This window comes from Pseudomonas sp. CBS (assembly GCF_024734645.1).
Taxonomy (GTDB): Bacteria; Pseudomonadota; Gammaproteobacteria; order Pseudomonadales; family Pseudomonadaceae; genus Aquipseudomonas.
In genome coordinates this window covers 5,077,515-5,102,524 of record NZ_CP102929.1, presented here as the reverse complement: position 1 = coordinate 5,102,524, position 25,010 = coordinate 5,077,515, and the positions used below count along the sequence as shown (strand labels likewise).

The 25,010-nt window shown below is 62.3% G+C and carries 21 protein-coding genes; 13 read left to right on the top strand and 8 right to left on the bottom strand.

Going from position 1 to position 25,010, the window contains the following annotated elements:
* Positions 1-4 precede the first annotated feature (4 nt).
* The 3 genes from NVB75_RS23260 to NVB75_RS23250 all read right to left on the bottom strand — a co-directional run bounded on the left by NVB75_RS23260 (position 5) and on the right by NVB75_RS23250 (position 2,280).
* Entirely contained in the window at positions 5-376 is a 372-nt protein-coding gene (locus NVB75_RS23260; protein WP_258343520.1) for a translation initiation factor Sui1, read from the bottom strand.
* A gap of 297 nt (positions 377-673) precedes the next feature.
* Positions 674-1,210: an NUDIX hydrolase gene (locus NVB75_RS23255; RefSeq protein ID WP_076017974.1), complete on the bottom strand. Its 537-nt coding sequence runs from the start codon at positions 1,208-1,210 to the stop codon at positions 674-676.
* Between the two features lie 2 nt (positions 1,211-1,212).
* Positions 1,213-2,280 carry a DUF2333 family protein gene (locus tag NVB75_RS23250; protein WP_177025945.1) on the bottom strand — a complete coding sequence of 356 codons (1,068 nt, stop codon included), beginning with the start codon at positions 2,278-2,280 and terminating at the stop codon, positions 1,213-1,215.
* Positions 2,281-2,554: 274 nt separating this feature from the next.
* Between NVB75_RS23250 and NVB75_RS23245 the strand changes: the two genes are divergently transcribed.
* From NVB75_RS23245 to NVB75_RS23185, 13 genes are all read left to right on the top strand, one after another.
* Complete coding sequence (locus NVB75_RS23245) at positions 2,555-4,225, top strand: PleD family two-component system response regulator (RefSeq protein ID WP_258343517.1); 1,671 nt, start codon at positions 2,555-2,557, stop codon at positions 4,223-4,225.
* Positions 4,226-4,277: 52 nt separating this feature from the next.
* Entirely contained in the window at positions 4,278-6,239 is a 1,962-nt protein-coding gene (locus NVB75_RS23240; RefSeq protein ID WP_258343515.1) for a methyl-accepting chemotaxis protein, read from the top strand.
* Positions 6,240-6,503: 264 nt separating this feature from the next.
* On the top strand, positions 6,504-6,959 hold the full coding sequence (gene aroQ, locus NVB75_RS23235) for a type II 3-dehydroquinate dehydratase (RefSeq protein WP_017478426.1): 456 nt from the start codon (positions 6,504-6,506) through the stop codon (positions 6,957-6,959).
* 25 nt (positions 6,960-6,984) lie between these two features.
* Positions 6,985-7,446 (top strand): acetyl-CoA carboxylase biotin carboxyl carrier protein, encoded by a 462-nt coding sequence (gene accB, locus NVB75_RS23230; RefSeq protein ID WP_003217309.1) that lies wholly within the window; start codon positions 6,985-6,987, stop codon positions 7,444-7,446.
* Between the two features lie 17 nt (positions 7,447-7,463).
* Positions 7,464-8,825: an acetyl-CoA carboxylase biotin carboxylase subunit gene (gene accC / locus NVB75_RS23225; RefSeq protein WP_010174033.1), complete on the top strand. Its 1,362-nt coding sequence runs from the start codon at positions 7,464-7,466 to the stop codon at positions 8,823-8,825.
* A 288-nt stretch (positions 8,826-9,113) separates the two neighbouring features.
* Positions 9,114-9,992, top strand: coding sequence for a 50S ribosomal protein L11 methyltransferase (prmA, locus tag NVB75_RS23220; protein ID WP_258343511.1), 879 nt, complete (start codon positions 9,114-9,116; stop codon positions 9,990-9,992).
* Between the two features lie 30 nt (positions 9,993-10,022).
* Positions 10,023-11,285 (top strand): DUF3426 domain-containing protein, encoded by a 1,263-nt coding sequence (locus NVB75_RS23215; RefSeq protein ID WP_258343510.1) that lies wholly within the window; start codon positions 10,023-10,025, stop codon positions 11,283-11,285.
* A 185-nt stretch (positions 11,286-11,470) separates the two neighbouring features.
* On the top strand, positions 11,471-12,484 hold the full coding sequence (gene dusB / locus NVB75_RS23210) for a tRNA dihydrouridine synthase DusB (RefSeq protein WP_017478423.1): 1,014 nt from the start codon (positions 11,471-11,473) through the stop codon (positions 12,482-12,484).
* Positions 12,481-12,801, top strand: a complete 321-nt coding sequence (gene fis, locus NVB75_RS23205; RefSeq protein WP_003186237.1) for a DNA-binding transcriptional regulator Fis — start codon at positions 12,481-12,483, stop codon at positions 12,799-12,801. Before dusB ends, fis begins: the two co-directional genes overlap by 4 nt.
* Positions 12,802-12,882: 81 nt before the next feature.
* Positions 12,883-14,490: a bifunctional phosphoribosylaminoimidazolecarboxamide formyltransferase/IMP cyclohydrolase gene (gene purH, locus NVB75_RS23200; RefSeq protein ID WP_258343503.1), complete on the top strand. Its 1,608-nt coding sequence runs from the start codon at positions 12,883-12,885 to the stop codon at positions 14,488-14,490.
* A 138-nt stretch (positions 14,491-14,628) separates the two neighbouring features.
* On the top strand, positions 14,629-15,921 hold the full coding sequence (purD, locus tag NVB75_RS23195) for a phosphoribosylamine--glycine ligase (protein ID WP_258343502.1): 1,293 nt from the start codon (positions 14,629-14,631) through the stop codon (positions 15,919-15,921).
* Positions 15,922-16,023: 102 nt separating this feature from the next.
* Positions 16,024-18,801 carry a hybrid sensor histidine kinase/response regulator gene (locus NVB75_RS23190; RefSeq protein WP_258343500.1) on the top strand — a complete coding sequence of 926 codons (2,778 nt, stop codon included), beginning with the start codon at positions 16,024-16,026 and terminating at the stop codon, positions 18,799-18,801.
* 184 nt (positions 18,802-18,985) lie between these two features.
* Complete coding sequence (locus tag NVB75_RS23185) at positions 18,986-19,582, top strand: MarC family protein (protein WP_003217330.1); 597 nt, start codon at positions 18,986-18,988, stop codon at positions 19,580-19,582.
* Position 19,583: 1 nt separating this feature from the next.
* Here the strand turns inward: NVB75_RS23185 and NVB75_RS23180 are convergent, their stop codons facing one another.
* The 5 genes from NVB75_RS23180 to cobG form a co-directional block, all read right to left on the bottom strand.
* Positions 19,584-20,375, bottom strand: a complete 792-nt coding sequence (locus NVB75_RS23180) for a hypothetical protein (RefSeq protein ID WP_258343498.1) — start codon at positions 20,373-20,375, stop codon at positions 19,584-19,586.
* A 301-nt stretch (positions 20,376-20,676) separates the two neighbouring features.
* Positions 20,677-22,317, bottom strand: a complete 1,641-nt coding sequence (gene cobJ / locus NVB75_RS23175; protein ID WP_258343496.1) for a precorrin-3B C(17)-methyltransferase — start codon at positions 22,315-22,317, stop codon at positions 20,677-20,679.
* Positions 22,317-23,048: a precorrin-2 C(20)-methyltransferase gene (locus NVB75_RS23170; RefSeq protein WP_258343494.1), complete on the bottom strand. Its 732-nt coding sequence runs from the start codon at positions 23,046-23,048 to the stop codon at positions 22,317-22,319. Before NVB75_RS23170 ends, cobJ begins: the two co-directional genes overlap by 1 nt.
* Complete coding sequence (locus NVB75_RS23165) at positions 23,048-23,674, bottom strand: precorrin-8X methylmutase (protein WP_063033330.1); 627 nt, start codon at positions 23,672-23,674, stop codon at positions 23,048-23,050. The genes NVB75_RS23170 and NVB75_RS23165 overlap by 1 nt, the downstream gene beginning before the upstream one ends.
* The gene (gene cobG, locus NVB75_RS23160; RefSeq protein WP_309149021.1) at positions 23,667-24,953 is read right to left on the bottom strand and encodes a precorrin-3B synthase; all 1,287 of its coding nucleotides are present in this window, start codon (positions 24,951-24,953) and stop codon (positions 23,667-23,669) included. The genes NVB75_RS23165 and cobG overlap by 8 nt, the downstream gene beginning before the upstream one ends.
* Positions 24,954-25,010 lie beyond the last annotated feature (57 nt).

Genomic DNA, 25,010 nt, shown 5'->3' with positions numbered 1-25,010 from the left:
GCTGCTAGCCGCCGGATTTCTTCGCCTTGTAACCCAGCTTGATCAGCTCGGCCAACAGCAACTCGACGTGGTCGCCCTGAATCTCGATGATGCCGTCTTTCAAGGCACCCCCGGTGCCACAGCGCTTTTTCAGCGTCGTGGCCAACGCCTTCAGGTCGTCTTCGGCCAGGGGCACGCCGGTGATGGTGGTCACCGTCTTGCCGCCACGGCCCTTGCTCTCGCGACGTACGCGGGCAATACCATCGCCTTCGGGAATCAGGGTTGTTTTGCAGGTACACGCGTCCACGGGCTGGCGACAGTCCGGGCAGTGTCGACCTGCGTCGGTGGAAAATACCAGGCCACCAAGGGCGGCGAAGGATGCGGCTTTTTTGGCCACCGGCAATCCTCTTGGGAGGACAAAGACTGATCGATGGGATCATCGACCGCGAAGCCCCACTCAGGCAGGGGCAGCGCTACTGAGCCGCCGATGTTCAAACCACTGTAGGAGCGAGCTTGCTCGCGAAGGTCGTCAACGATAACGCGGGCCTTCAGACAGCACGCGTCGTGCTTACGTTTTTCGCGAGCAAGCTCGCTCCTACAGGGTGGAACAACAGCGGTTCAGCTTGAAAAGTCGCGCAGTGTAACGGCAAAAAGGCCCCTTGCTAAGAGCCAAATGGCGCCAATTTATGCAACTTTAGCGACGCAGGGCCAAATAACGACGCAGCCCTTCCTGTGCATCCGGGCAATAGGGCTTTTGTTCGGCCTCTTGCAACACCGTCGCCAGTGGCAGAAAGCGCGCTTCCATGACTTCTTCCGGCTGGATCCGCAGGGGCCCGTCCCATACGGCAGAGAACGAGGTGCACCAGAGCCGGCTGTCGCCGTCTTCGAAGTAGAAGTGGTCGTGCGGGGTCAATTCGACGCCGCTTACTCCCAACTCCTCTTCCAGCTCCCGGGCCGCCGACTCGGCGTAAGACTCATGAGCCGCCACCATCCCGCCCGCCGCCGTGTCCCAGAACCCCGGGTACATGGCTTTGCTCAGGGTGCGCCTATGCACACACAGCTCACCGGCCGAATTGAACAGGAAGATAAAGGTGCAGCGCCCGATCAGCCCGCGCTGGCGCAGGTCGGAGCGCACCAGGCTGCCGAGCAGGTTGTCCTGCTCGTCGACCCAGGCAATCAGTTCGGCGTCGGAGGCCGCGCGGTGCGCAGCCTCCCTGGTGGAAGCGTCCATCATCAACCTTGGTTAAGCAGCTGACGCAAGTCGATCACTGCAGCGTTGGCCCGGGAAATGTAGTTGGCCATGACCAGCGAATGGTTGGCGAGGACGCCAAAACCACTGCCGTTAAGAATCATCGGGCTCCATACCGGTTCCTGCGAGGCTTCCAGCTCACGAATGATCTGGCGCACGCTGACGGTGGCGTTCTTCTTGGCCAGCACGTCGGCGAAGTCGACTTCGATGGCGCGCAGCAGGTGGGACAAGGCCCAGGCCTGGCCGCGGGCTTCGTAGAACACGTTGTCGATCTGCATCCATGGGGTTTCCACCACTTCTTCGTCGACCTGCGGCACTTCACCCGGCGCCAGCGCTTCGGTTTTCAGCGCGGTGTTGAGCTTGACCCGACCCACGCTGGCCGACAGCCGTTGCGACAGCGAACCCAAACGGGTCGCCACATCACCCAGCCAGTTGTTCAGGTTGTCGGCACGGGCATAGAACAGCGCGCCGCGCTGATTCGGGTCGGACAAACGCGCTTCGTAGCGGCTCAGGGAATTGATGCCTTCCTGGTATTCCGACTCGCTGGACGGCAGCACCCAGCTCTTGTTGTCGAAGTTGAAGCGCGGTTCGGCCTTGGCCAGGTCCGCGTCTTCCGCCGACTGCGACTGGGAACGGGCGAAGTCTTTGCGCAAGGCACGGGTCAGGTCACGTACCTGCACCAACACGCCGTATTCCCAGCTCGGCATGTTGTCCATCCACAGGCCCGGCGGGAAACGGTCGTTGGAAATGTAGCCACCCGGCTTGTTCAGCAAGGTGCCCACCACGGTCTTGAGGGTTTCGACGGTAGTGAAGCCCACCACCATCTGCTTGCCATCCTTCTCGGCGGCAATCTGTGCGTTCTGCTGAACCGGGAACAATGCAGGCTCTTCGCTCCAGTACCAACCCAGGGCACCGGTGACCAACAGATACAACGCAACCAGCGAGAGCAACGCACGGCTCATCAGCAGGTTACGGAAATAGCTGCGAGGGGCCGACTTGGTTTCAGGGGCCGGGCCCTTTGCACTGCCTGCGCGGTTTTTCCAGTCCAGCATGGCGATATCCTTTCAATCACTTGAGTTCAATAGCTACGACCACAACCCTACCCCATCGTGCCGAGCATTGCGGCGCTTTTAGTCGGGGTGGCGCAAGTGCGCGGCTCGACTATAAAGGATGCACGCTGTTTACGCCCGCGCGACTGCCTGGTCGGTAAATGAATCTCCAGGACCTCGCAGTTAATTGACGTATGACACTCGTGCAACAGAAAAGAGGTGCTAGCATAGAGCCATCAGTTCGACCTCAGCATGCAGCCTAACTAGTAGTCAGGATATGACCGAGCCAGAAGACCCCAGCCGTGAGCGTCTCAAGCACCATTTTGCCCAGCGGGTAATTCATCAGGCACGTCAAATTCTTGAGATCTGGCAGCGCCTGCAACGCAGCGAATGGTCGACCGCCGACTTGACCGAACTCGGCGAGGCCAACCTGCGCCTGCTGCGCTTCGCCGAACGCTTCGAGCAGCCGGAGCACGGCCAACTGGCGCACCAGATCAACGCTTCACTCAAGGGGGTGGACGATAACCGCGGCCGCCTGAGCAGCCACCTGATCACCGAACTCAATCGCCTGATGCAGCGCCTGTCCCGCACCGGCCTGCGCCAGGGCGACCACTTGGAACAAACCCTCCTGCCGCCGATGCGCAAGCCGATCTACGTGATGCTGGCCGACCACGACCGCGCCGAGCGCCTGGCCAAGCAGCTGGAGTTTTTCGGTTTGAGCGCACAGTCCCTCGACAGCGTGGCAGCATTTCGCGCATCGATGGCCGAGCGCTTGCCGGCGGCCATCGTGATGGATGTGGATTTCTGCGGCACCGGCCTTGGCCTGAAGCTTGCCGCCGAAGCCCAGGAAGGCCTGGAGCAAAAGCTGCCGCTGCTGTTTTTCAGCCTGCACGAAACCGATACGCCCACTCGCCTGGCCGCCGTGCGCGCCGGCGGCCAGGAGTTCCTCACCGGGACCCTGGAGGCGTCGAGCCTGCTGGAAAAGATCGAAGTGCTGACCTGCGTCGCCCAGTACGAACCTTATAAAGTGCTGATCATCGACGATTCGCGGGCCCAGGCGATGCACACCGAGCGCCTGCTCAACAGCGCCGGCATCGTCACCCGCACGCTGATCGAACCGATCCAGGCCATGGCCGAGCTGGCGGATTTCCAGCCCGACCTGATCATCCTCGACATGTATATGCCGGCCTGCACCGGTACCGAACTGGCCAAGGTGATCCGCCACAATGACCGCTACGTCAGCGTGCCGATCATCTACCTCTCGGCCGAAGACGACCTGGACAAGCAACTGGACGCCATGAGCGAAGGCGGCGACGACTTCCTCACCAAGCCGATCAAACCCCGACACCTGATCACCACCGTGCGCAACCGTGCGGCGCGGGCGCGCAACCTCAAGGCGCGGATGGTGCGCGACAGCCTCACCGGGCTGTACAACCACACCCACATCCTGCAATTGCTCGAAGACTGCAGCTTCCGCGCGCGCCGCGAGGGCAAGCCGCTGAGCTTTGCGATGCTCGACATCGACCACTTCAAGCGGGTCAACGACAGCCACGGCCACCCCATGGGCGACCGGGTGATCAAGAGCCTCGCGCTGTTTCTCAAGCAGCGCCTGCGCAAGACCGACTATATAGGCCGTTACGGCGGTGAAGAATTTGCCATCGTGATGCCCGACACCGATCTTGACTCGGCCTGCAAAGTGCTCGACGAAATCCGTGGGCGCTTTGCCGAGATTCACTACCCCGCCCAGCCCCAGGATTTGTGGTGCACCTTCAGCGCCGGCGTGGTGGAGCTGTGTGATGGTTCCGACAGCCTGATGATGGCGGCCCAGGCTGACGAGGCGCTGTACCGTGCCAAAGATGCAGGGCGTAACCGGGTGATCTCGGCACGCGCATCAAAGCAAAGTGCCACCTTTTCACCGGAATCCACCGAATCCGTCATAACTCTGTAATGGAAACGCAATAACTTCAGGCACTTACTTCTGCTGTCGGTTGAAACCACGCATGCGCCTGAAGCTGCTGACGAATCTGAACACCCTCCTTCTGGTCGCCGTTTGCCTGGCCCTGGGCGCGACGCTCTGGTGGTCGCAACGCGCCCTGGAGCGGCCTTATCTGTTGATGGAGCGCTACCTGGGCCTGTCGCAGACCTTCCAGAACCAGGCCGCGCGCAATATCGACGATTACCTCGCCAGCGGCGACGCCCTGCGCCTGAGCAGCGCCAGCCAGAGCCTGGAAAACCTGTTGCAGCATCTGGATGAACTGCCGGCAGAGCTGGCGCAAAACCTGCGCCCCAGCCTGGTAGACCTGGATACCTTCAGCAAGACTGACCTGCTGGCCGCCGGCAAGCTGGCGGGCGACCCGCAGGCCTTGCTGCTGCAAGCCGAACGCGAGCTCGGCGCCAATCTGGAGCAATTGAATCAGTACGCCAGCGGCGTCACCTCCCCCGACGCCGCGCGTTATCTGCCGCCGTTGCTCGCCGCGTCCCAGCACCTGGCCAAACTCTCCCTGGCCCGGGACAAGCTGGTAAGCAGCGGGCGCAGCGAACTGGCCGACGATGTGGAGCGCGAAGTCAGCAATATCCGCAGCCAGGCTGACCTGCTGGGGCAACTGCCATTGCTGGGGGTGACCGCCAGCAGCGAGTCCAATACCGACGACTTCTCGGCCATGATGGGCCTGGAAAACGCTGAAAAAACCGTGGCCCAGGACACCGGCGTCGACCTCAAGCGCGAACTCAACAGCCTGCTGACCCGCTACCCCGCCGAGCTGAAACGCACCCGTGAGCAAATCCAGCAACGCACCGAACTGGCCAGCAGCACCCACCTGAAAATCAACGCCGTGCAGCAAGCCATCGCCAGCCTGGAGCCGGTAGTGCGGGCCCAGCATGCGCAGATCCAGGGCGAAGTGCGGCTGATACAAGGCATCATGATCGGCCTGATTTTGCTGATCGCGCTGTTGATCGATACCTTGCAGCGACGCCTGGCGCGGGTGCTGACCAACCTGGCGCCGGCCTTGTCCACCTGGGCCGAAGGCGACTTCAGCCAGCCCATTGCCTTGGGCAAGACCAACCGCGAACTGCACGATATCGAAGAGTCCCTGAATCGCCTGCGCGCCTATCTGGTGGACCTGGTGGGCACCATCCGCGGCAACGCCGAGCAGGTGGCCGGCAGCAGCAGCGCCCTGGCGGAATTAAGCAGCGGCATGCACGACGGTGCCGAGCGCCAGGCCGGTGACACCGCGCAGATTCGCGATTCCCTGGGCGAACTGGAAGCCACGATCCAGCAGGTTGCCGGCGACGCCAGCCAGGCCGCCGAAGCCAGCCGCAGTGCAGGCCAAGCCGTGGAACAGGGTCAACGGGTGATCGGCCTGAGCTTGACCGGGTTGCACGCACTGGTCGGCGAAGTGCAGATAAATGCGCAGATGATCGAGAAACTCGCCGAAGAGTCCGCAACCATCGGCGGCGTACTCACGGTGATTCGCTCAATTGCCGAGCAGACCAACCTGCTGGCGCTGAACGCCGCCATCGAAGCCGCCCGGGCCGGTGAGGCCGGGCGCGGGTTCGCCGTGGTAGCCGATGAAGTGCGCTCCCTGGCCCAACGCACCGCCGGCGCCACCGCCGAGATCCAGCACCTGATCGCCGGCCTGCAAACCGCCGCCCGGCAATCGGTGGAAGGCATGCGCGCCCAGGTCGAGCACGCCGAGGCCACTGCCGAACAAGCCCAGGCGGCTGACGGCGCGCTGGATGAAATCGTCGGGGCGATCCAGACCATTTCCGACACTGCGGTGCGAATTGCCGATGTCACCGCCCAGCAAAGTGGCGCTGTGAGCGAAATCCGCGATAACAGTGAGCGGATTCACCAATTAGGTGAGGACAACTTGCTGCGAATTGGCCAGGGACGCCGCCAGGGAGAGCACTTGCTGGTACTTGGCGGGCAACTCAATACCGCCGTGCAGGCATTCCGCGTCTGACCGGCTCCCCCGTCTTGTGAAGATCAACATGTGGGAGCGGGCTTGCTCGCGAAGGCGGCGCAGCAGTCAACGCATGTGGCGGCTGAACCACCGCCTTCGCGAGCAAGCCCGCCCCCACACTGACCGGATTCAGCCTTGCGGTCACATATTTTGCGCAATCCTCGCTAATCGTGCTGCCTACTGCATAGAACTGGACAGTCACAAAGGCTTTGCGGCATAGTCGCCGGGTTCTACCGTGCCCACATCAATAACAAGGAACAGCCGATGGCGACCTTACTGGTTCTTCACGGACCCAACCTGAACCTGCTCGGCACCCGCGAACCGGGCGTCTACGGGTCAGTGACCCTCGAACAGATCAACCTCGATCTGGAACGACGGGCACGTGATGCCGGCCACCATCTGCTCTACCTGCAAAGCAATGCCGAGTACGAACTGATTGATCGTATCCATGCCGCGCGCAGCGAAGGCGTGGACTTTATTCTGATCAATCCCGCCGCTTTTACGCACACAAGCGTTGCATTACGTGACGCGCTGCTGGCGGTGAGCATCCCATTCATCGAAGTGCATTTATCGAACGTGCACAAACGCGAACCTTTCCGCCATCACTCTTACTTCTCCGACGTTGCGGTAGGAGTGATCTGCGGCCTTGGCGCCAGCGGTTACCGACTGGCCCTGGAGGCCGCCCTGGAACAGCTTGAAGACACGGCCAAGCGCCCCTGACCGACCCTTTGGGAGTTGATGATTCATGGATATCCGTAAAGTTAAGAAACTGATCGAACTGCTGGAAGAATCCGGTATCGACGAGCTGGAGATCAAGGAAGGCGAAGAATCCGTACGGATCAGCCGTCACAGCAAGACCCCGGCCCAACAGTTCTACGCACCTCAGATGCAAGCGCCGGCTCCGGCCGCTGCGCCAGTGGCTGCTGCTCCGGTTGCGGCTGCTGCCGAAGCTCCGGCTGCTCCAAAACTGAACGGTTTCGTGGTCAAGTCGCCAATGGTCGGTACGTTCTACCGCACCCCGGCACCGACCTCGCCAGCCTTCGTTGAAGTCGGCGCAACCGTGAAAGTGGGCGACACCATCTGCATCGTTGAAGCGATGAAGATGATGAACCACATCACGGCTGAAAAAGCCGGCGTCATCGAATCCATCCTGGTAGAAAACGGTCAGCCGGTTGAGTACGACCAGCCGCTGTTCACCATCGTTTGAACCGCGGAGCGCCTTCGATGTTGAAACCTGCGAAGAAACTGCAAAAAGTCCTGATCGCCAACCGCGGCGAGATCGCGCTGCGTATCCTGCGCGCCTGTAAGGAAGAGGGCATCAAGACCGTCGCTGTTTACTCGACGGCCGATACCGAACTGATGCACGTGAAACTGGCGGACGAAAGCATCTGCATCGGCCCGCCACTGGCCACGAACTCGTACCTGAAAGTCTCGAACATCATCGCCGCCGCTGAAGTGACCGGCGCTGATGGCATCCACCCCGGCTACGGCTTCCTCGCGGAAAACGCCGATTTCGCCGAACAGGTGGAGAAATCCGGGTTTGCCTTCATCGGCCCGAAAGCCGAAACCATTCGCCTGATGGGCGACAAGGTATCGGCCAAGGACGCCATGATCGCGGCCGGCGTGCCAACCGTTCCTGGTTCCGACGGCCCGCTGCCTGAAGACGAGGCAACCGCCCTGCGCATTGGTCGCGAAGTCGGTTACCCGGTGATCATCAAGGCCGCCGGCGGCGGCGGTGGTCGCGGCATGCGCGTGGTACACAAGGAAGAAGACCTCATCGAAGCCGCCAAGCAGACTCGCTCCGAAGCGGGCGCCTGGTTCGGCAACCCGATGGTCTACCTGGAAAAGTACCTGACCAACCCACGTCACGTGGAAGTGCAGGTACTGTCCGACGGCCAGGGCCACGCCATCCACCTGGGCGACCGCGATTGCTCGCTGCAACGCCGTCACCAGAAGGTACTGGAAGAAGCGCCGGCACCGGGCCTGGATGAAACTGCTCGCCAGGAAGTACTGGCTCGCTGCGTCAAGGCGTGCATCGACATCAACTACCGTGGCGCGGGCACTTTCGAGTTCCTGTACGAGAACGGCCGTTTCTACTTCATCGAGATGAACACTCGTGTGCAGGTAGAGCATCCGGTTTCGGAAATGGTCACCGGTATCGACATCGTCAAGGAGATGCTGAGCATCGCCGCTGGCAACAAGCTGTCGTTTACCCAGGATGATGTGAAGATCCACGGCCACTCCCTGGAGTGCCGGATCAACGCCGAAGACCCGAAAACCTTTATCCCAAGCCCTGGCCTGGTCAAGCATTTCCACGCGCCCGGCGGCAACGGCGTCCGTGTGGATTCGCACCTGTACAGCGGCTACAAGGTTCCGTCCAACTACGACTCGCTGATCGGCAAGCTGATCACCTGGGGCGCCACCCGCGACGAGGCCATGGCCCGTATGCGTAATGCCCTGGACGAAATCGTGGTAGACGGCATCAAGACCAACATCCCGTTGCATCGGGATCTGGTTCGCGATGAAGGCTTCTGCGAAGGTGGTGTGAACATTCACTACCTGGAACACAAGCTGGCTAATCAGTAAGCGAAGTGATCCACCCAACAAAGCCGCCTTCGGGCGGCTTTGTTGTTTGTGCCCACCCGACTTTCCTGGATGGATACATTCCTCTTGTGGGAGCGGGCTTGCTCGCGAATGCGGTGTGCCAGTCAACACATCCATGACTGACACACCGCATTCGCGAGCAAGCCCGCTCCCACATTTTTGTTCTGTGTACACCAGCAGTACAGTCGTCTTCTGCTGTTCGCTCGCGTAAACTTGCGCGTCTTTCGCAGCCCTACCCCGCTGCACACTCATTTTTCAAAGGTGCCCGCCATGCCTTGGCTGCAAGTCCGTCTCGCCATCAGCCCAGAACAAGCCGAAACCTACGAAGACGCGTTCCTCGAAGTGGGCGCCGTGTCGGTGACCTTCATGGACGCCGAAGACCAGCCGATCTTCGAGCCCGAGCTCAATACCACCCCGCTGTGGTCCCACACCCATCTGCTGGCCCTGTTCGAAGACGGCACCGATGCCGCCAGCGTACTGGCCCATATGGAACTGCTCACCGGCGGCCCACTGCCGGAACACCACAGCGAAATCATCGAAGACCAGGACTGGGAACGCAGCTGGATGGACAACTTCCAGCCGATGCGCTTTGGCCAGCGCCTGTGGATCGTGCCGAGCTGGCACGCCGCCCCCGAGCCTGACGCCGTCAACCTGCTGCTGGACCCGGGCCTGGCGTTTGGCACCGGCACTCACCCCACCACCGCCCTGTGCCTGGAATGGCTCGACGGCCAGGACCTGAAAGACTGCAACGTGCTGGACTTCGGCTGCGGTTCGGGGATTCTGGCCATCGCCGCCCTGCTGCTGGGCGCCAGGGAAGCCGTCGGTACCGATATCGACGTGCAAGCCCTGGAAGCCTCCCGCGATAACGCCGGGCGCAATAACATCGCTGAAGAGAAATTCCCGCTGTACCTGCCGGAGCAATTGCCCCAGGTGCAAGCCGACGTACTGGTGGCCAACATCCTCGCCGGGCCGCTGGTCGCACTGGCGCAGCAGCTGTCGAGCCTGGTCAAGCCGGGCGGCCGCCTGGCGCTGTCGGGCATCCTCGCCGAACAAGGCGAAGACGTTGCCGCTGCCTACGCCCAGGATTTCGAGCTGGATCCGATCGCCAACCGCGACGGCTGGGTACGCATCAGTGGTCGTCGGCGCTAGAATGAGCGCCTGCATGAATCGGATGGCCGCATGACCGACAGTTTCGTCACCCAGTGCCCACATTGCCAAGCACGCTTTCGCGTCAACCACGCTCAATTGAGTGTGGCCCGTGGCGTGGTGCGCTGTGGCTCATGCCTGCAAGTGTTCAATGCCGCCCGCCAACTGCTGGAGCAGCGCGCCAGTGCGCCCGTGCCCGAGGCACCAGCAGCGGCAGAGCCTGCGCCTGCAGCAGAACCGCCACCCGAAGCACCGCGGGCCATCAGCCAGAAGCAATGGAACGCCGAAGAGCTTGACCTGGATAACCTGGACCTCGACGAAGAACTGGCCAAGCTGGAACGTCGCGAGATTCAGCACACCCAGCCCGTGGGTGCAGATCGTCGCCAACCCGGCGCCGACCGTCGGCAAAAGGAAGACGCCCTCAGCGCCAGCCGCGACACGGCCAAGGCCGAGGAAGAGCAATGGGCCGCCAGCCTGTTCAGCGAGCCTCGGGATGAACGGGCGCAAGCCCCGCAACCGGCCGACGAAGAGCCGCAACCGGCCAAGGCAAGCCTCGCCAAACCCAAGCGCACCGAACCTTCGATGTCGTTTGAAGCGGTCGAGCCCGACGAAGAACCAGCGCTGCACGCCAACACCACCGATGACGAACTCGACCCACCGGTAACCGCCGTAGCAGACGAGCCAGAAGCCGAACAAGCGGAACGCCCGCAGCCAAAACGCAAGCGCCCTCGCCCCGAGGCCGGCGTCCACGACGACCTGCTTTCGGACCTGGAAGACGACCCGCTGCACCTGTATTCCCAGAAGCGCGCCTCCGGCTGGGGTCGCCGCCTGTTCTGGGGCTTGCTGGTGTTGCTGGCCGCCGCCGGCCTGGCGGGACAATACGTCGCCTACCAATTCGACGACCTGGCACGCCAGGACGCCTACCGCCCGTGGTTCCAGGAGCTGTGCCCGAAACTGGGCTGCACCGTGCCATCACGGGTCGATATCGCCCACATCAAGAGCAGCAACCTGGTAGTGCGCAGCCACCCGGAGTTCGCCGGCGCCCTGGTGGTGGACGCGATCATCTATAACCGCGCGACTTTCTCCCAACCGTTCCCATTGTTGGAGCTACGCTTTGCCGACATGAACGGGAATATGATCGCCAGTCGTCGCTTCAAACCCGCCGAATACCTCAGCGGCGAGTTGGCCGGCGTCACCGAGATGCCCTCCCAGACGCCGATCCACATTGCCCTGGACATCCTCGACCCGGGCAACAAAGCGGTGAATTACAGCCTGAGCTTCCACTCTCCCGAGTGATCCGGCCCAAGGGGCAAGGTTTGACGGCGGATTCTTGACTGCTCCGCCCTTGACCAAACCAGCGGCGATAAGAAAATAACTGTTCAGATTTTATCCAATTCAGCCTTTATCCAGTCATCGAGAGCGGGTATCATGCCAACCCTTTTTCGAACTCTAATGATCCGGCCCCACAACAGGGAAGTCCTATGTCGGCGGTACGCATCGGCCCATACACATTGCACAACGGCTTGATCCTCGCCCCGATGGCGGGCGTCACCGACCAGCCCTTTCGTCAGCTTTGCAAGCGGTTGGGCGCAGGGCTTGTAGTCTCGGAAATGGTCACCAGCGACATGAGTTTGTGGAACACCCGCAAATCGCGGATGCGCATGATCCACGAAGGTGATCCCGAGCCCCGCTCGGTACAGATCGCCGGCGGTGATGCGCAAATGCTGGCGGATGCGGCCCGGGCCAACGTGGAGTTGGGGGCGCAGATTATTGATATCAACATGGGTTGCCCGGCCAAGAAGGTCTGCAACAAGGCCGCCGGTTCCGCCCTGTTGAAGGATGAGCAGTTGGTGAGCGAGATCCTGCATGCCGTTGTCGCTGCAGTGGATGTGCCGGTCACCCTGAAGATCCGTACCGGCTGGGACCGGGACAACAAGAATGGCCTGACGGTGGCGAAGATCGCCGAGCAGGCGGGCATTACAGCGCTGGCGGTGCATGGCCGCACCCGCGCCGATCTTTACACCGGTGAAGCCGAGTACGACACCATTGCCGCGATCAAGCAGGCGGTGTCGATTCCCGTCTTTGCCAACGGCGACATCGATTCAGCCGAGAAAGCCCGGCGCGTGCTGCACGCGACCGGCGCCGATGGCCTGTTGATTGGCCGGGCTGCCCAGGGGCGGCCGTGGATTTTTCGTGAGATCGAGCATTTTCTGCGTACCGGCGAAACCTTGCCGGCACCGGAGCTGATCGAGGTGGAACGTATTCTGCTAGAGCATCTGGCCGCCCTGCACGCCTTCTATGGAGACGTGATGGGCGTACGCATTGCTCGCAAGCATGTGGGCTGGTATCTCGCAACCTTGCCGGGCGCCAAGGAGTTTCGCGCCCACTTCAATCGTTTGGATGATACGGAAGCACAGTGCGCCAACGTTCGTGAGTTCTTCACCGAGCGTTACAAGAGCCTGGTGACAGGGGACGGAGAAGGGGTGGCCGCATGACGATGATGACCGAGACTTTAGTGAGTGGAACAACACCCGTGAGCGACAACGTCAATTTGAAACAGCACCTCAACACGCCGAGCGAAGAAGGCCAGACCCTTCGCGGGAGTGTCGAGAAGGCGCTGCACAATTATTTCGCCCACCTTGAGGGCGCTGCCGTCACGGACGTGTACAACCTGGTGCTCTCCGAAGTCGAAGCGCCGTTGCTCGAAAGCGTAATGAACTACGTCAAGGGCAACCAGACCAAGGCCAGTGAGCTGCTCGGTCTGAACCGTGGCACGCTGCGCAAGAAACTCAAGCAGTACGATTTGCTGTAAGCATTCAATCAAACCAGAAAGGCGCCCGCGTAAAAACGGACGCCTTTTTTGCTGACTCCTTTGCTTTTGATGGAAATTGAAATGACCGACCAGACTACCCGCCTGCCGATCCGCCGTGCCTTGATCAGTGTCTCCGACAAGACCGGGATCCTCGAATTTGCCCGGGAGCTGGAAGCCCTGGGCGTGGAGATTCTCTCCACCGGCGGGACCTTCAAACTGCTGCAGGACAACGGCGTGGCCGCAGTGGAAGTGGCGGACTACACCGGTTTCGCAGAAATGATGGACGGTCGGGTCAAGACCCTGCACCCGAAAATCCACGGCGGGATCCTCGGTCGTCGCGGTATCGACGACGCCATCATGAGCGAGCACGGCATCAAGCCGATCGACCTGGTGGCCGTTAACCTGTACCCGTTCGAAGCCACCATCAACAAGCCAGGCTGCGACCTGCCGACCGCCATCGAGAACATCGATATCGGCGGCCCGACCATGGTTCGCTCGGCAGCCAAAAACCATAAAGACGTGGCCATCGTGGTGAACGCCAGCGACTACGCTAGCGTACTGGAAAGCCTGAAAGCCGGCGGCCTGACCTACGCCCAGCGCTTCGACCTGATGCTCAAGGCCTTCGAACACACCGCCGCCTACGACGGCATGATCGCCAACTACATGGGCACCGTGAACCAGGCGGCTGAAACCCTGAGCACTGAAGGTCGCAGCCAGTTCCCGCGCACCTTCAACAGCCAGTTCATCAAGGCCCAGGAAATGCGCTACGGCGAGAACCCGCACCAGAGCGCGGCGTTCTACGTTGAGGCCAAGCCTGCTGAAGTCGGCATCGCCACCGCGACCCAACTGCAAGGCAAAGAGCTGTCCTACAACAACGTGGCCGACACCGACGCCGCGCTGGAATGTGTGAAGAGCTTCGTCAAGCCAGCCTGCGTGATCGTCAAGCACGCCAACCCGTGCGGCGTGGCCGTGAGCCCGGACGCTGAAGGCGGTATCCGCCAGGCGTACGAACTGGCCTACGCCACCGACACCGAGTCGGCCTTCGGCGGCATCATCGCCTTCAACCGTGAACTGGACGCCGAGACCGCCAAGGCGATCGTTGAGCGTCAGTTCGTGGAAGTGATCATTGCCCCATCCGTGAGTATCGAGGCCCGCGCCATCGTTGCTGCCAAGGCCAATGTGCGCCTGCTGGCCTGCGGCGAGTGGTCGGCCGAGCGTGCCGCTGCCTGGGACTACAAGCGCGTCAACGGCGGCTTGCTGGTACAGAGCCGCGACATCGGCATGATCGGCAGCGCCGATTTGAAAGTGGTGACCAAGCGCGCCCCGACCGAACAGGAAATCAACGACCTGATCTTCGCCTGGAAAGTCGCCAAGTACGTTAAATCCAACGCCATCGTCTACGCCAAGAATCGCCAGACCATCGGTGTCGGCGCCGGCCAGATGAGCCGCGTGAACTCGGCACGTATCGCTGCAATCAAGGCTGAGCATGCCGGCTTGCAGGTACAGGGTTCGGTGATGGCGTCCGACGCATTCTTCCCGTTCCGCGACGGCCTGGACAATGCGGCCAAGGCCGGCGTGACAGCGGTGATTCAGCCAGGGGGCTCGATGCGTGACGCAGAAGTGATTGCAGCGGCTGATGAAGCCGGCATCGCCATGGTGTTTACCGGCATGCGCCACTTCCGTCACTGATTGCTCGTTCCCACGCTCTGCGTGGGAATGCAGCCCGGGACGCTCCGCGTCCCAAAGCGTGGCGCGGAGCGTCACAAGAGGCATTCCCACGCAGAGCGTGGGAACGATCAGAATTCAGCGTCATCCGAGGTTTTTGAAATGAATGTTTTGATCATTGGCAGCGGTGGCCGCGAACACGCCCTGGCCTGGAAAGTTGCCCAGGACCCGCGCGTCCAGAAAGTTTTCGTTGCACCCGGCAACGCCGGCACCGCCATTGAAGCCAAGTGCGAAAACGTCGCCCTCGACGTGCTGGCCCTTGAGCAGTTGGCCGACTTTGCCGAGAAAAACGTTTCCCTGACCATCGTCGGTCCGGAAGTGCCCTTGGTAGCCGGCGTTGTGGACCTGTTCCGCAGCCGTGGCCTGGACTGCTTCGGCCCAACCGCCGGCGCTGCCCAGCTGGAAGGTTCGAAAGCCTTCACCAAGGACTTCCTGGCGCGCCACAAGATCCCGACCGCCGACTACCAGAACTTCACCGAGATCGAGCCGGCCCTGGCTTACCTGCGTGAGGTCGGTGCACCGATCGTGATCAAGGCCGACGGCCTGGCCGCCGGTAAAGGCGTGATCGTCGCGATGACCCTGGCTGAAGCCGAAGACGCCGTACGCGACATGCTCGCCGGCAATGCTTTCGGTGAAGCCGGTTCCCGCGTGGTGATCGAAGAGTTCCTCGACGGCGAAGAAGCCAGCTTCATCGTGATGGTCGACGGCAAGAACGTACTGCCGATGGCCACCAGCCAGGACCACAAACGTGTGGGCGACGGCGACAGCGGCCCGAACACCGGCGGCATGGGCGCTTACTCCCCTGCTCCGGTAGTGACTGCCGAAGTGCACAAGCGCGTGATGGACCTGGTGATCTGGCCAACCGTGCGCGGCATGGCCGATGAAGGCAACGTGTACACCGGTTTCCTGTACGCCGGCTTGATGATCGACAAGGCCGGTAACCCGAAAGTCATCGAGTTCAACTGCCGCTTCGGCGATCCGGAAACCCAACCGGTGATGCTGCGCCTGCAATCGAGCCTGGTACTGCTGGTGGAAGCGGCGCTGGCCCAGGCCCTCGACAAGGTCGAAGCCCAGTGGGACCCGCGCCCAAGCGTTGGCATCGTGCTGGCCGCTGGCGGCTACCCGGCCGACTACGCCAAGGGCGATGTGATTGAAGGTCTGGAGGCGGCTGCTACGCTGGAAGGCAAGGTGTTCCACGCGGGCACCGCGCTCAAGGATGGCCAGGTTGTCACCGCCGGTGGCCGCGTATTGTGCGCAACCGCCATGGGCAGCAGCGTAGATGCCGCCCAGCAACAGGCTTACAAGCTGGCGGCGAAGATCGACTGGAAAGGCTGCTTCTACCGCACCGACATTGGCTACCGCGCCATTGCCCGTGAGCGTGGCGAAAGTCAGTAAACAGCTATCCGTTCGGTTAGGCAGGGGCCCCTGGCCCTTGCCCTACGCTTGTGGCCCCGCGCATAGTTATACCCATGCATCAACCTACGAAGGGATTTCGCCGTGCGCTGGCTCAGGATCGCCATAGGTTTCACTGTCAGTCTTCTGACCTTGCTCTGCTTGCTTCCGGCCCAGGCTGCGGCACAAGGCAGTGGCTGGGCGGTATTGCTTGATGAACAGGCCGATCTGCAACTGAGCGACATCCGCTCGCCCCGCTACATCAATCAATTCAGCCCCATCGAACTGGACCGGATTACCGCCGCGCAACCGGACGGTGCGTTGTGGGTACGCTTCAGGCTGCAACCCGGCAAACACGAGCAAGTGCTGCGGGTATTCGCCCCGGACCTGTCACACCTGAACCTGTATGTACTCGACGGCGACACCCTGGTGGAGCAGCAAGCCACCGGCACCCGCCAGCCCCAGGCCGAGCGCCCGCTGCCCAGCAGCGACTTCATGCTGCCGATGCCCCAAAGCCAGAAGCCGCTGGACGTGTACCTGCGCATGGTCTCGGAACACGAGCTGCGCCCGTACATCACCCTGGAACCTGCCGTACTCGCGGCGGCCAACCAGAACCAGACGCTGATCTACGGGTTGCTGTTCGGTTGCCTGGTGATGCTGATCCTGCACAACCTGACCCGCTACGCCTACCATCGCTCCCGCAGCAGCCTGTGGCTCGCCGCCTGTGAAGTGTTGTTGCTGCTCAGCCTGGCGCTGCTGCTCAACCTGGTCGGGCCGTGGCTGCCGAACTGGCACGCGGTACAAACCCCCGGTGCGTACCTCGCCCTGCTGCTGACGGCGCCGTGCGGGCTGATGTTTGCCTACCGCTTCTTTGCGCCTCTGGGCCCGCATCCGCTGAACAAGCTGCTGATGGCCGACATCCTGTTGATCGTCCTCAGCGGGCTGTTGCTGCTGTTCGTCAATACGCTGCCGCTGAACATCATCACCTACGCCCTGGTGGCGCTGGCCGGCCTGAGCATGCTGTTCGTCTCGGCCTATCACTGGCAAAAAGGTTATCGCCCGGCGCGCCTGTTCATGGTGGCGATGGTGATTTTCAACATTGGCACGCTGATTATCCTGCCGGCCTTGCTGGGGCTGACACTGGTGGCGCCCCAAGGCTTGATCGTCACCCTGCTCGGTTTTATCTGCCTCAGCGGCCTGTTGATGAGCCTGGCCTTGGGCGAACGCCAGCGCGCCATCACCGAAGACAACTTCAGCCTCAGCCGCGACCTGGCGGCGAGTAATGCCGAGATCGCCGCCAAGGCTGAGTTTCTGGCGAAGATCAGCCACGAAATCCGTACCCCCATGAACGGCGTGCTGGGCATGACCGAACTGCTGTTGGGCACGCCGCTGTCGGTCAAGCAGCGGGACTACGTGCAAACCATCCACAGTGCCGGCAACGAATTGCTCACGTTGATCAACGAGATTCTCGACATCTCCAAGCTGGAGTCCGGGCAGATCGAACTGGACGACGTGCAGTTCGACCTCAACGCGCTGATCGAAGACTGCCTGAGTATTTTCCGCGCCAAGGCCGAGCAGCAAAACGTCGAGCTGATCAGCTTTATCCAGCCCCAGGTGCCGCGAGTGATCAGCGGCGACCCGACGCGCCTGCGCCAGGCGCTGTTGAGCCTGCTGGAAAACGCCCTGCAAAAAACCGATGAAGGCGAAGTGCTGATCGTCGTGGCCCTGGATGAGCGCAGCAGCAAACCGCGTTTGCGCATTGCGGTGCAAGACAGTGGCCTGCCGATGGAGCCCGCCGAGCGCGACGCCCTGCTGCACAGCGAATTGCACAGCAAGAACTTCCTGTCTGCCACACGTTTGAGCGGCCATCTGGGCCTGGTCATCGCCCGCCAGTTGATCCTGTTGATGAACGGCGAGTTCGGCATCAAGAGTGGCAGCCAACAGGGCAGCACCCTGTGGCTGACCTTGCCGCTGGACCCGGAACGCCTCGAACATCCCACCTCCGACCTCGACGGCCCGCTCAAAGGCGCGCGCGTACTGGTGGTGGACGACAACGACACCTGCCGCAAAGTGCTGGTGCAGCAATGCACGGCCTGGGGCCTGAACGTGAGTGCCGTGCCTTCAGGCAAGGAAGCCCTGGCGCTGCTGCGCACCAAGGCGCACCTGCGAGACTATTTCGACGTGGTCCTGCTGGACCAGAACATGCCCGGCATGACCGGCATGCAATTGGCGGCGAAGATCAAGGAAGACCCGAGCCTGAACCACGACATCCTGCTGATCATGCTCACCGGCATCAGCAATGCGCCGAGCAAGATCATCGCGCGCAACTGCGGGATCAAACGCATCCTCGCCAAACCGGTGGCCGGCTACACCCTCAAGACCACCCTTGCCGACGAGTTGACCCAACGCAGCAAAGGCACCGTGCAACCGCGCCAGCCGGCGATCAGCGCGCCAGCGCCGGTGACGGTGCCGAGTGATTTCCGGATCCTGGTGGCTGAAGACAACAGCATCTCCACCAAGGTGATTCGCGGCATGCTCGGCAAGCTCAACCTGCAGCCGGACACCGCGAGCAATGGCGAAGAAGCCCTGCAAGCGATGAAAACCCAGCGGTACGACCTGGTGTTGATGGACTGTGAAATGCCGATCCTCGACGGCTTCTCCGCCACCCAGCAGCTGCGGGCGTGGGAAGTCAGCAACCAGCGCATTCGTACGCCGATCGTGGCGCTGACGGCGCATATTCTTTCGGAACACAAAGAGCGTGCGCGCCAGGCCGGGATGGACGGGCACATGGCCAAGCCGGTGGAGTTGTCGCAATTGCGCGAGCTGGTGGAGTACTGGGTCGCACAGCGGGCACAACGCCCCGAGCACGCCCCGACTTCCTGACACGCCCAACCTGTAGGAGCGAGCTTGCTCGCGAAGAACCTGAGAGCGCCGCGTTAAACCAGAAAGCCCGCGTTATCGTTAACGACCTTCGCGAGCAAGCTCGCTCCTACAGGGGATCAGTGCAGCCCGTTCGTCACAGGCCTGATAAACTCCCGCTCGCCCTCCTTCGCTGCGAGCTCCCACCATGCTCCACGTGCTATTCAGCGTTTACCTGAAGATGCTGGTGCTCTACAGCCCCTTCTTCGTGCTTTCCTGCTTTATCAGCCTGACTCGCGGTTACTCCAGCAAGGAGCGGCGGCGGCTGGCCTGGAAAGTGGCCCTCGCCACCCTGGTATCGAGCGTGTTGCTCTACCTGTTCGGCCGGGTGATTTTCAGTGTGTTCGGCATCACCGTCGACGCCTTCCGCATCGGCGCCGGCAGCGTGCTGTTTATCTCCGCGCTGGGCATGGCCCAAGGCAAGTCGGCGGTGCAGACCGACAACGTGCAGCAGGACGTGACCATCGTCCCGCTGACCATCCCCCTGACCGTCGGCCCCGGCACCATCGGTGCGCTGCTGGTGATGGGCGTCAGCCAGCCGCACTGGGACGACAAGATCACCGCGATCCTCAGCATTGCCCTGGCCAGCCTTACGGTGGGCGTGGTGTTGTACCTGTCCAACCGTATCGAACGCATCCTCGGCGACCAGGGCTTGCAGATTGTCAGCCGCTTGATGGGGTTGTTTGTGTGCGCCCTGGCCGCACAAATCATCTTCACCGGTGTACGCGGCTACCTGGTGCCGTAGGTCAGATCCTGTATTGGGCGATAGCCTGGCGGACTTTGTCCCCTGCGCTGTCGCGCAGCAGTTGAATCGTGGCTTCGTTGACCACCGAGCTGTTCAGCACCAGGCAGGTGCGGCCACTGAAGGCTTCAACGGACGCACTGTCCCACTCCAGAAACGGCATGCCCCACTGCTTGCTGACGCCGTGGGAACTGTAAGTCACCAGCACCATCGAGACCTCCCCCGCCGTTTCCGAACACGACGCCAAGCCGAAATCACCGCCCTCATGGGTCGTGGTATTTCGTTTGAATAATTCAAATGAAGCCGGGAGTTGCTTCAAGGCTTCGATAGCCTCCCCCACCCGCTTGGGTAGTGCACTGATCAATGGCCCCGACAGGAACGTCGAGGCTACCGTGGCCGCCACCAGGTTCAGCGCCGCCAACTGCACCGACAAGCCCTTGCGAGTGGTGTAGACCCGCTCGAAACTGCTCCTGACCGGTATCCACCCAAGGCTGCTCATCACTTTGATGAACTCGTTGTACCAAGCCTCCGTGCCACGGGCGATCCGCAACACATCGCTGACGTAGCTGCTCGCCAGCAAATAGCTTTTGCGGGTGTACTCCTTGTTGAGGCTCGTCATGCCCTCCACGAACGACATGACGCTGTTGTTCACCACCGCTGCGTTCATCTCTTCATCCCCCTCGGGCTGCTCCGCCGGACTCAAACCCGACGGCTGGCTGGACGCGCCCGGAAGCCGGTAAGCGGCAATCAGCTTCCTCCTTTTTGCGCTGTTGATCCGTCTGTTGTTTCGCTCCATATCCATTTCTCCATAACCCCCAACATGGGGCTTAACGCCAACACTAGTCGAGTTGCCGGGGATTTTGAGCTGCTGGAAATTGGCGAAAGAACGCGCGGTGACACGCAGGAAAAATCACTGCAGGCGGCGCAAGTGAGTAAACGTTGGGGATGAATCGGTGGTGCGCAAAGGCGTCGTACTTTTCTGCAATCAGTAGAGAAAGGTATGACTCGACCCGAAGCAAAAAGCACTCGGCAAGCAGACCTTTCTTCCATCACCTGATGACTTTTTCAAGGCAGCCCCATTGCGGGGCCACCCTTTTTCAGGAGGCCGGCTTCTCGCCATACCAACGTGGCGTGTACACCCACTCGCCACCACCGGCTCGGGGAAATACGCAGGTGGTGGACGAACCGATCAGTACCATGGTGCGCATGTCCACCTGGTCTGGCGTCAGCTGCCCCAGCGTTGTGACACGCAAGGTCTGGCCCGGGCGACCGATATCACGGCCCAACACCACCGGCGTTTCGGCCGTGCGATGCTGCGCGACGATCTCCAGGGCGCGCCCCAACTGCCAGGGCCTTGCACGGGAAATCGGGTTGTAGAACGCCAGCGCCAGGTCGGCCTGGGAAGCCAGGTCCAGACGCTTCTCGATGATCGACCAGGGCTTGAGGTTGTCCGACAGCGACATCACGCAGAAGTCGTGCCCCAGCGGTGCACCCGCCTGTGCCGCCGTGGCGAGGGATGCCGACACACCCGGCAGGATTTCCAGGTCGACCTGATGCCAGGCCGGGTCGCTGGATTCGTGGAGGGCCTCAATCACCGCAGCTGCCATGGCGAATACGCCTGGGTCACCCGAGGACACCACCACCACCGAACGCCCCTGCGCCGCCAGCTCAAAGGCGTGACGGGCGCGTTGCATCTCTTCGCGGTTGTCGGTGCAGTGCTGGATTTGATCCGGGCGGAACGGCCCGGCCATGCGTACGTAGGTTTCGTAACCCAGCACATCGGTGCAGCGGGCCAGTTCAGCCTTTACCGCCGGCACCATCAGCTCGGCAGCGCCGGGGCCCAAACCGATGACCGCCAGGCGACCACGGGGTCGACCAACCAGGGACAGGTCCAGCGGTGCGTCGGCCACAGTGATGGCGATGTCCGTTTGGGTCGGCAGACCGGCGAAGCGCAACGGCACGCCCAACTCGATTGAAGCCTCTTGCAGCGACGAATCGGCCATCTCGGTTTCAGCCGCCAGCAAACACGCCAGGGACTGCACGGCGAGCCCTGCCTCCTGCAACGCCGCACGAATGCGCGCGGCCAATTGCGGCGCAGGCCGACAGGTGACCAACACGTTTTTTGGATAAATCAGCAACTCATTGGTTGCAGGCGTGCGCTCGGCACTGCCGACGTGAATCGCCAGATGGGCCTGCTGATCCTGCGGTAAGTTGGCCTGATCCAGCCACGGCGCCGCGCCTTCAATGCGCACCGATTCACCCGCCAGCAAGTCGGAAACAAAGCGCTTGCCCAGCTCCAGATCGCCGAGCTGATAACCGCTGGGCGGGTTGAGCAGGCAGGTGCCGAAACGCAGTTCGCCACTGGTGGTGATTGCAGCAGCAACCCCCAAGGCAGCGGCGATTTCCCGCGCCAGTATGTTCACACCGCCCAGGCCACCGAGCAACGGCACTACAGCGCTGCCATCTTCGGCGACTGCCAGCACGGCCGGCTCGACGCCCTTCTCCAGCAGCAGCGGCGCCAGGGTGCGGATCACAATGCCGGCGGCGCACAACGCGATGATCGGCGTGCCCTGTTGATACAACTGGCGCACGGTGGCGCCAAATTCGTTATAGGCCTGATCTGCGCCCTCGACCCGCCCGGTCAAGCCGTGGATCAGCGCATCGGGATACACCTGCTGGATAGCCCGGGCAGTGGCGAGGCTGCCCTGCCCCAGAATAACAATCGCGGGAGCCGTCATCAGCCTTGCCACCTTTCACCGGGAACGATGATCAGCGAGAAATACGGCGAGGACGTTGGATCAACCTGGTCCAGGGCGACGATTTTCTGATTGGCCATGGTCGCGCGCTCGACGTACAACGCCCGGCTCGCCAGCCCCAACTCTTCCAATACCTGACGCACCTTGGTGAAGTTGCGGCCCAGCTTCATGATCACCGCCGCATCGGCATCCGCCAGGCGACGCTTGAGTTCGTCATGGGGCAATACGCCAGAGAGCACCGACAGGCTCTGGTTGCGATACACCAACGGCGCGCCCAGCACGGACGCGCCGCCGAGCATCGAGCACACACCCGGGATCACCTGAGCGTCGTAGTGCTCGGCCAGGCGGTCGTGCAAATACATGTAGGAGCCATAGAAGAACGGATCACCTTCGCAGATCACCGCCACATCGCGCCCGGCATCCAGGTGTGCGGCCACGTCGACACTGGCGGTGTCGTAGAAATCGCTGATCACTTGCTCGTAGGACAGCGGCGCCGGCAACACTTCAGTGGTCACCGGGTACACCAGCGGCATCAGGGTTTGCTGGGGCACCAAATGGTCTTCGATGATGCCGAAGGCGTTGCCCTTCTTGCCCTTGGCCACGAAGTACGCCACTACCGGCGATTCGCGCAGCAGGCGCAGGGCTTTCAGGGTGATCAGTTCCGGGTCACCGGGGCCTACGCCCAGGCCAATCAAACGTCCGCGTGCCGGCATTATTCGACCTCCGTGGCCAAGGCGTTGACTGCGGCGGCGGCCATCGCACTGCCGCCCAGGCGGCCCTGCATGATCACGAACGGTACGCCGCGGCTGTCTGCCGCCAGCATCGCCTTGGATTCGGCGGCGCCGACAAAGCCCACCGGGAAACCGAGAATCAGCGCGGGTTTAGGCGCGCCGGCGTCGAGCATTTCCAGCAGGTAGAACAAGGCAGTCGGCGCATTGCCGATCACCACCACACTGCCTTCCAGGTGCGGGCGCCACAGCTCCAGGGCGGCGGCGGAACGGGTGTTGCCCAGCTCGCGGGCCAACGCCGGCACGCTGTCATCGCGCAGGGTGCAGATCACCTGGTTATTGGCCGGCAAGCGGGTGCGGGTCACACCTTCGGAAACCATCCGCGCATCACACAGGATCGGCGCACCGGCGGCCAACGCTTCGCGCCCGGCCTTGCCGGCACCTTCAGAAAATTGCAGGCCGTCGATGGCGTCGACCATGCCGCAGGCATGAATCACCCGCACTGCGAGTTTTTCCAGGTCGGCAGGAATGCGATCCAGCTTGGCTTCTGCGCGAATGATCGCGAAGGAGTTGCGATAGATCTCCTGACCGTCGCGGATGTAATCAATCATCGGTGTTGCTCCGTGGGTGGGCGCGCAACAAGGCGCCCGCCGCTTCAATAGAAAGAGTGCGCGCGTGCAGGCGGCCGAAACCGGGCTGGCCTGCGTCGCGAAAATAGAGGTCGTAGTGGCCGGGGCTTACCGCCAGCAGGGTGACCGGCGCGGTGTGGGCGGCCGCGCAGGAACGCGGGCAGCCGGACAGGTGCACGCTGTGGCCGGGCGCAAGCGTTGCCAATTGCAGGGCGTCGGTCTTGGTGTCGGCCAGGCCTTTGGCGCAGCCGCTGGAGCCGGTGCAGGCGATCAGGCGCGCCAGGGGCTGGTCCACCGAGCACAAAAAGCCAAGCCGTTCGAGGCGCTCAATGACCGCCGCCGCGTCACGGACATTGGGCAGCAGCAGGCCCTGCCATGGCGTGACACGCAGGGTGGCGTCGCCATGGTCGACGGCCAGTTGCGCGGCGCCCCTGAGCATCGCCGAATCCAGGCGGCCCAAGGGGGCGACGGCGGCGACATAGACCTGGTTTTTTTGGCGCTGTGGATAACTTCCCAGGTGCAGCGGCGCGGGGTTGGAATGGCGTGAAAAGCCGTCAACCGGCTGCAAGGGCAGGTTTAGCCGCACGAGAAAGTTATCCACAGCCGTTTCAACCAGCAGGTGGCGCATGCGGGTTTGATCGGGCCGGGCCAGTTCAAGGAATAGCTCCAGAACCGCCACCACCAGTGCATGCCCTTGCGCCAGAGGCACGGCGGCCAATGGCGCGTCCTGCGCCGGGCAACCTGCCAGGCCGAACGCCAACAGCGTCTCGCCGTTGGCGTCGAATGCCGACAGCCACAGGTCGTGATGATGCTCGAGCATCGCCAGCGCTTCACCGCCGTCCAGTTGCACGGCGAACTTGGCCGACAGTTCATGGAAGCGCGGGTGGGTTTCCAGGGTGGCGAGGATTTCGTCAGCCAGCGGCCGTGTGTCGAACAGCATCTCGCGGTCGATGCCCGCGCTGGGGCTGAGCATCAGGTTGCGCACATCGTCACCGGCGGCGCTCCTGGGGCCCAGGTCGGCGGCCAGCAAGGCAGCGATCAATCCATCCTGTTCGGCACCTATCCCGCGAATTTGCAGGTTGGCGCGGTTGGTTGCCTCGATCACCCCGCAGGCATGGGCCTGGGCCGCATCAGCCACGGCAAATGCCTGCTCGGCGCGGATCGAACCACCGGCCAGCTTGATCCGGCAAATCCCGCCGTCCAACGCCTGGACAATACGCAACAACCCCGGACAGGCCGAGGGGCGCAAGGTATTGGACAGTGATGTTGGTTTCACAGGGCTACCGGTTCACGGGTAAAGGCGCGGTATTATGCCTGC

Bases quoted from the DNA above. Each gene is read 5' to 3' on its own strand.
- NVB75_RS23245 (WP_258343517.1), top strand. From the start codon at position 2,555: ATGACCGAGCCAGAAGACCCCAGCCGTGAGCGTCTCAAGCACCATTTT.
- fis (WP_003186237.1), top strand. From the start codon at position 12,481: ATGACGATGATGACCGAGACTTTAGTGAGTGGAACAACACCCGTGAGC.
- purH (WP_258343503.1), top strand. From the start codon at position 12,883: ATGACCGACCAGACTACCCGCCTGCCGATCCGCCGTGCCTTGATCAGT.
- accC (WP_010174033.1), top strand. From the start codon at position 7,464: ATGTTGAAACCTGCGAAGAAACTGCAAAAAGTCCTGATCGCCAACCGC.
- NVB75_RS23215 (WP_258343510.1), top strand. From the start codon at position 10,023: ATGACCGACAGTTTCGTCACCCAGTGCCCACATTGCCAAGCACGCTTT.
- NVB75_RS23255 (WP_076017974.1), bottom strand. From the start codon at position 1,210: ATGGACGCTTCCACCAGGGAGGCTGCGCACCGCGCGGCCTCCGACGCC.
- NVB75_RS23250 (WP_177025945.1), bottom strand. From the start codon at position 2,280: ATGCTGGACTGGAAAAACCGCGCAGGCAGTGCAAAGGGCCCGGCCCCT.
- NVB75_RS23240 (WP_258343515.1), top strand. From the start codon at position 4,278: ATGCGCCTGAAGCTGCTGACGAATCTGAACACCCTCCTTCTGGTCGCC.
- purD (WP_258343502.1), top strand. From the start codon at position 14,629: ATGAATGTTTTGATCATTGGCAGCGGTGGCCGCGAACACGCCCTGGCC.
- aroQ (WP_017478426.1), top strand. From the start codon at position 6,504: ATGGCGACCTTACTGGTTCTTCACGGACCCAACCTGAACCTGCTCGGC.
- cobJ (WP_258343496.1), bottom strand. From the start codon at position 22,317: ATGACGGCTCCCGCGATTGTTATTCTGGGGCAGGGCAGCCTCGCCACT.
- prmA (WP_258343511.1), top strand. From the start codon at position 9,114: ATGCCTTGGCTGCAAGTCCGTCTCGCCATCAGCCCAGAACAAGCCGAA.
- NVB75_RS23185 (WP_003217330.1), top strand. From the start codon at position 18,986: ATGCTCCACGTGCTATTCAGCGTTTACCTGAAGATGCTGGTGCTCTAC.
- NVB75_RS23165 (WP_063033330.1), bottom strand. From the start codon at position 23,674: ATGATTGATTACATCCGCGACGGTCAGGAGATCTATCGCAACTCCTTC.
- dusB (WP_017478423.1), top strand. From the start codon at position 11,471: ATGTCGGCGGTACGCATCGGCCCATACACATTGCACAACGGCTTGATC.
- accB (WP_003217309.1), top strand. From the start codon at position 6,985: ATGGATATCCGTAAAGTTAAGAAACTGATCGAACTGCTGGAAGAATCC.
- NVB75_RS23180 (WP_258343498.1), bottom strand. From the start codon at position 20,375: ATGGAGCGAAACAACAGACGGATCAACAGCGCAAAAAGGAGGAAGCTG.
- NVB75_RS23170 (WP_258343494.1), bottom strand. From the start codon at position 23,048: ATGCCGGCACGCGGACGTTTGATTGGCCTGGGCGTAGGCCCCGGTGAC.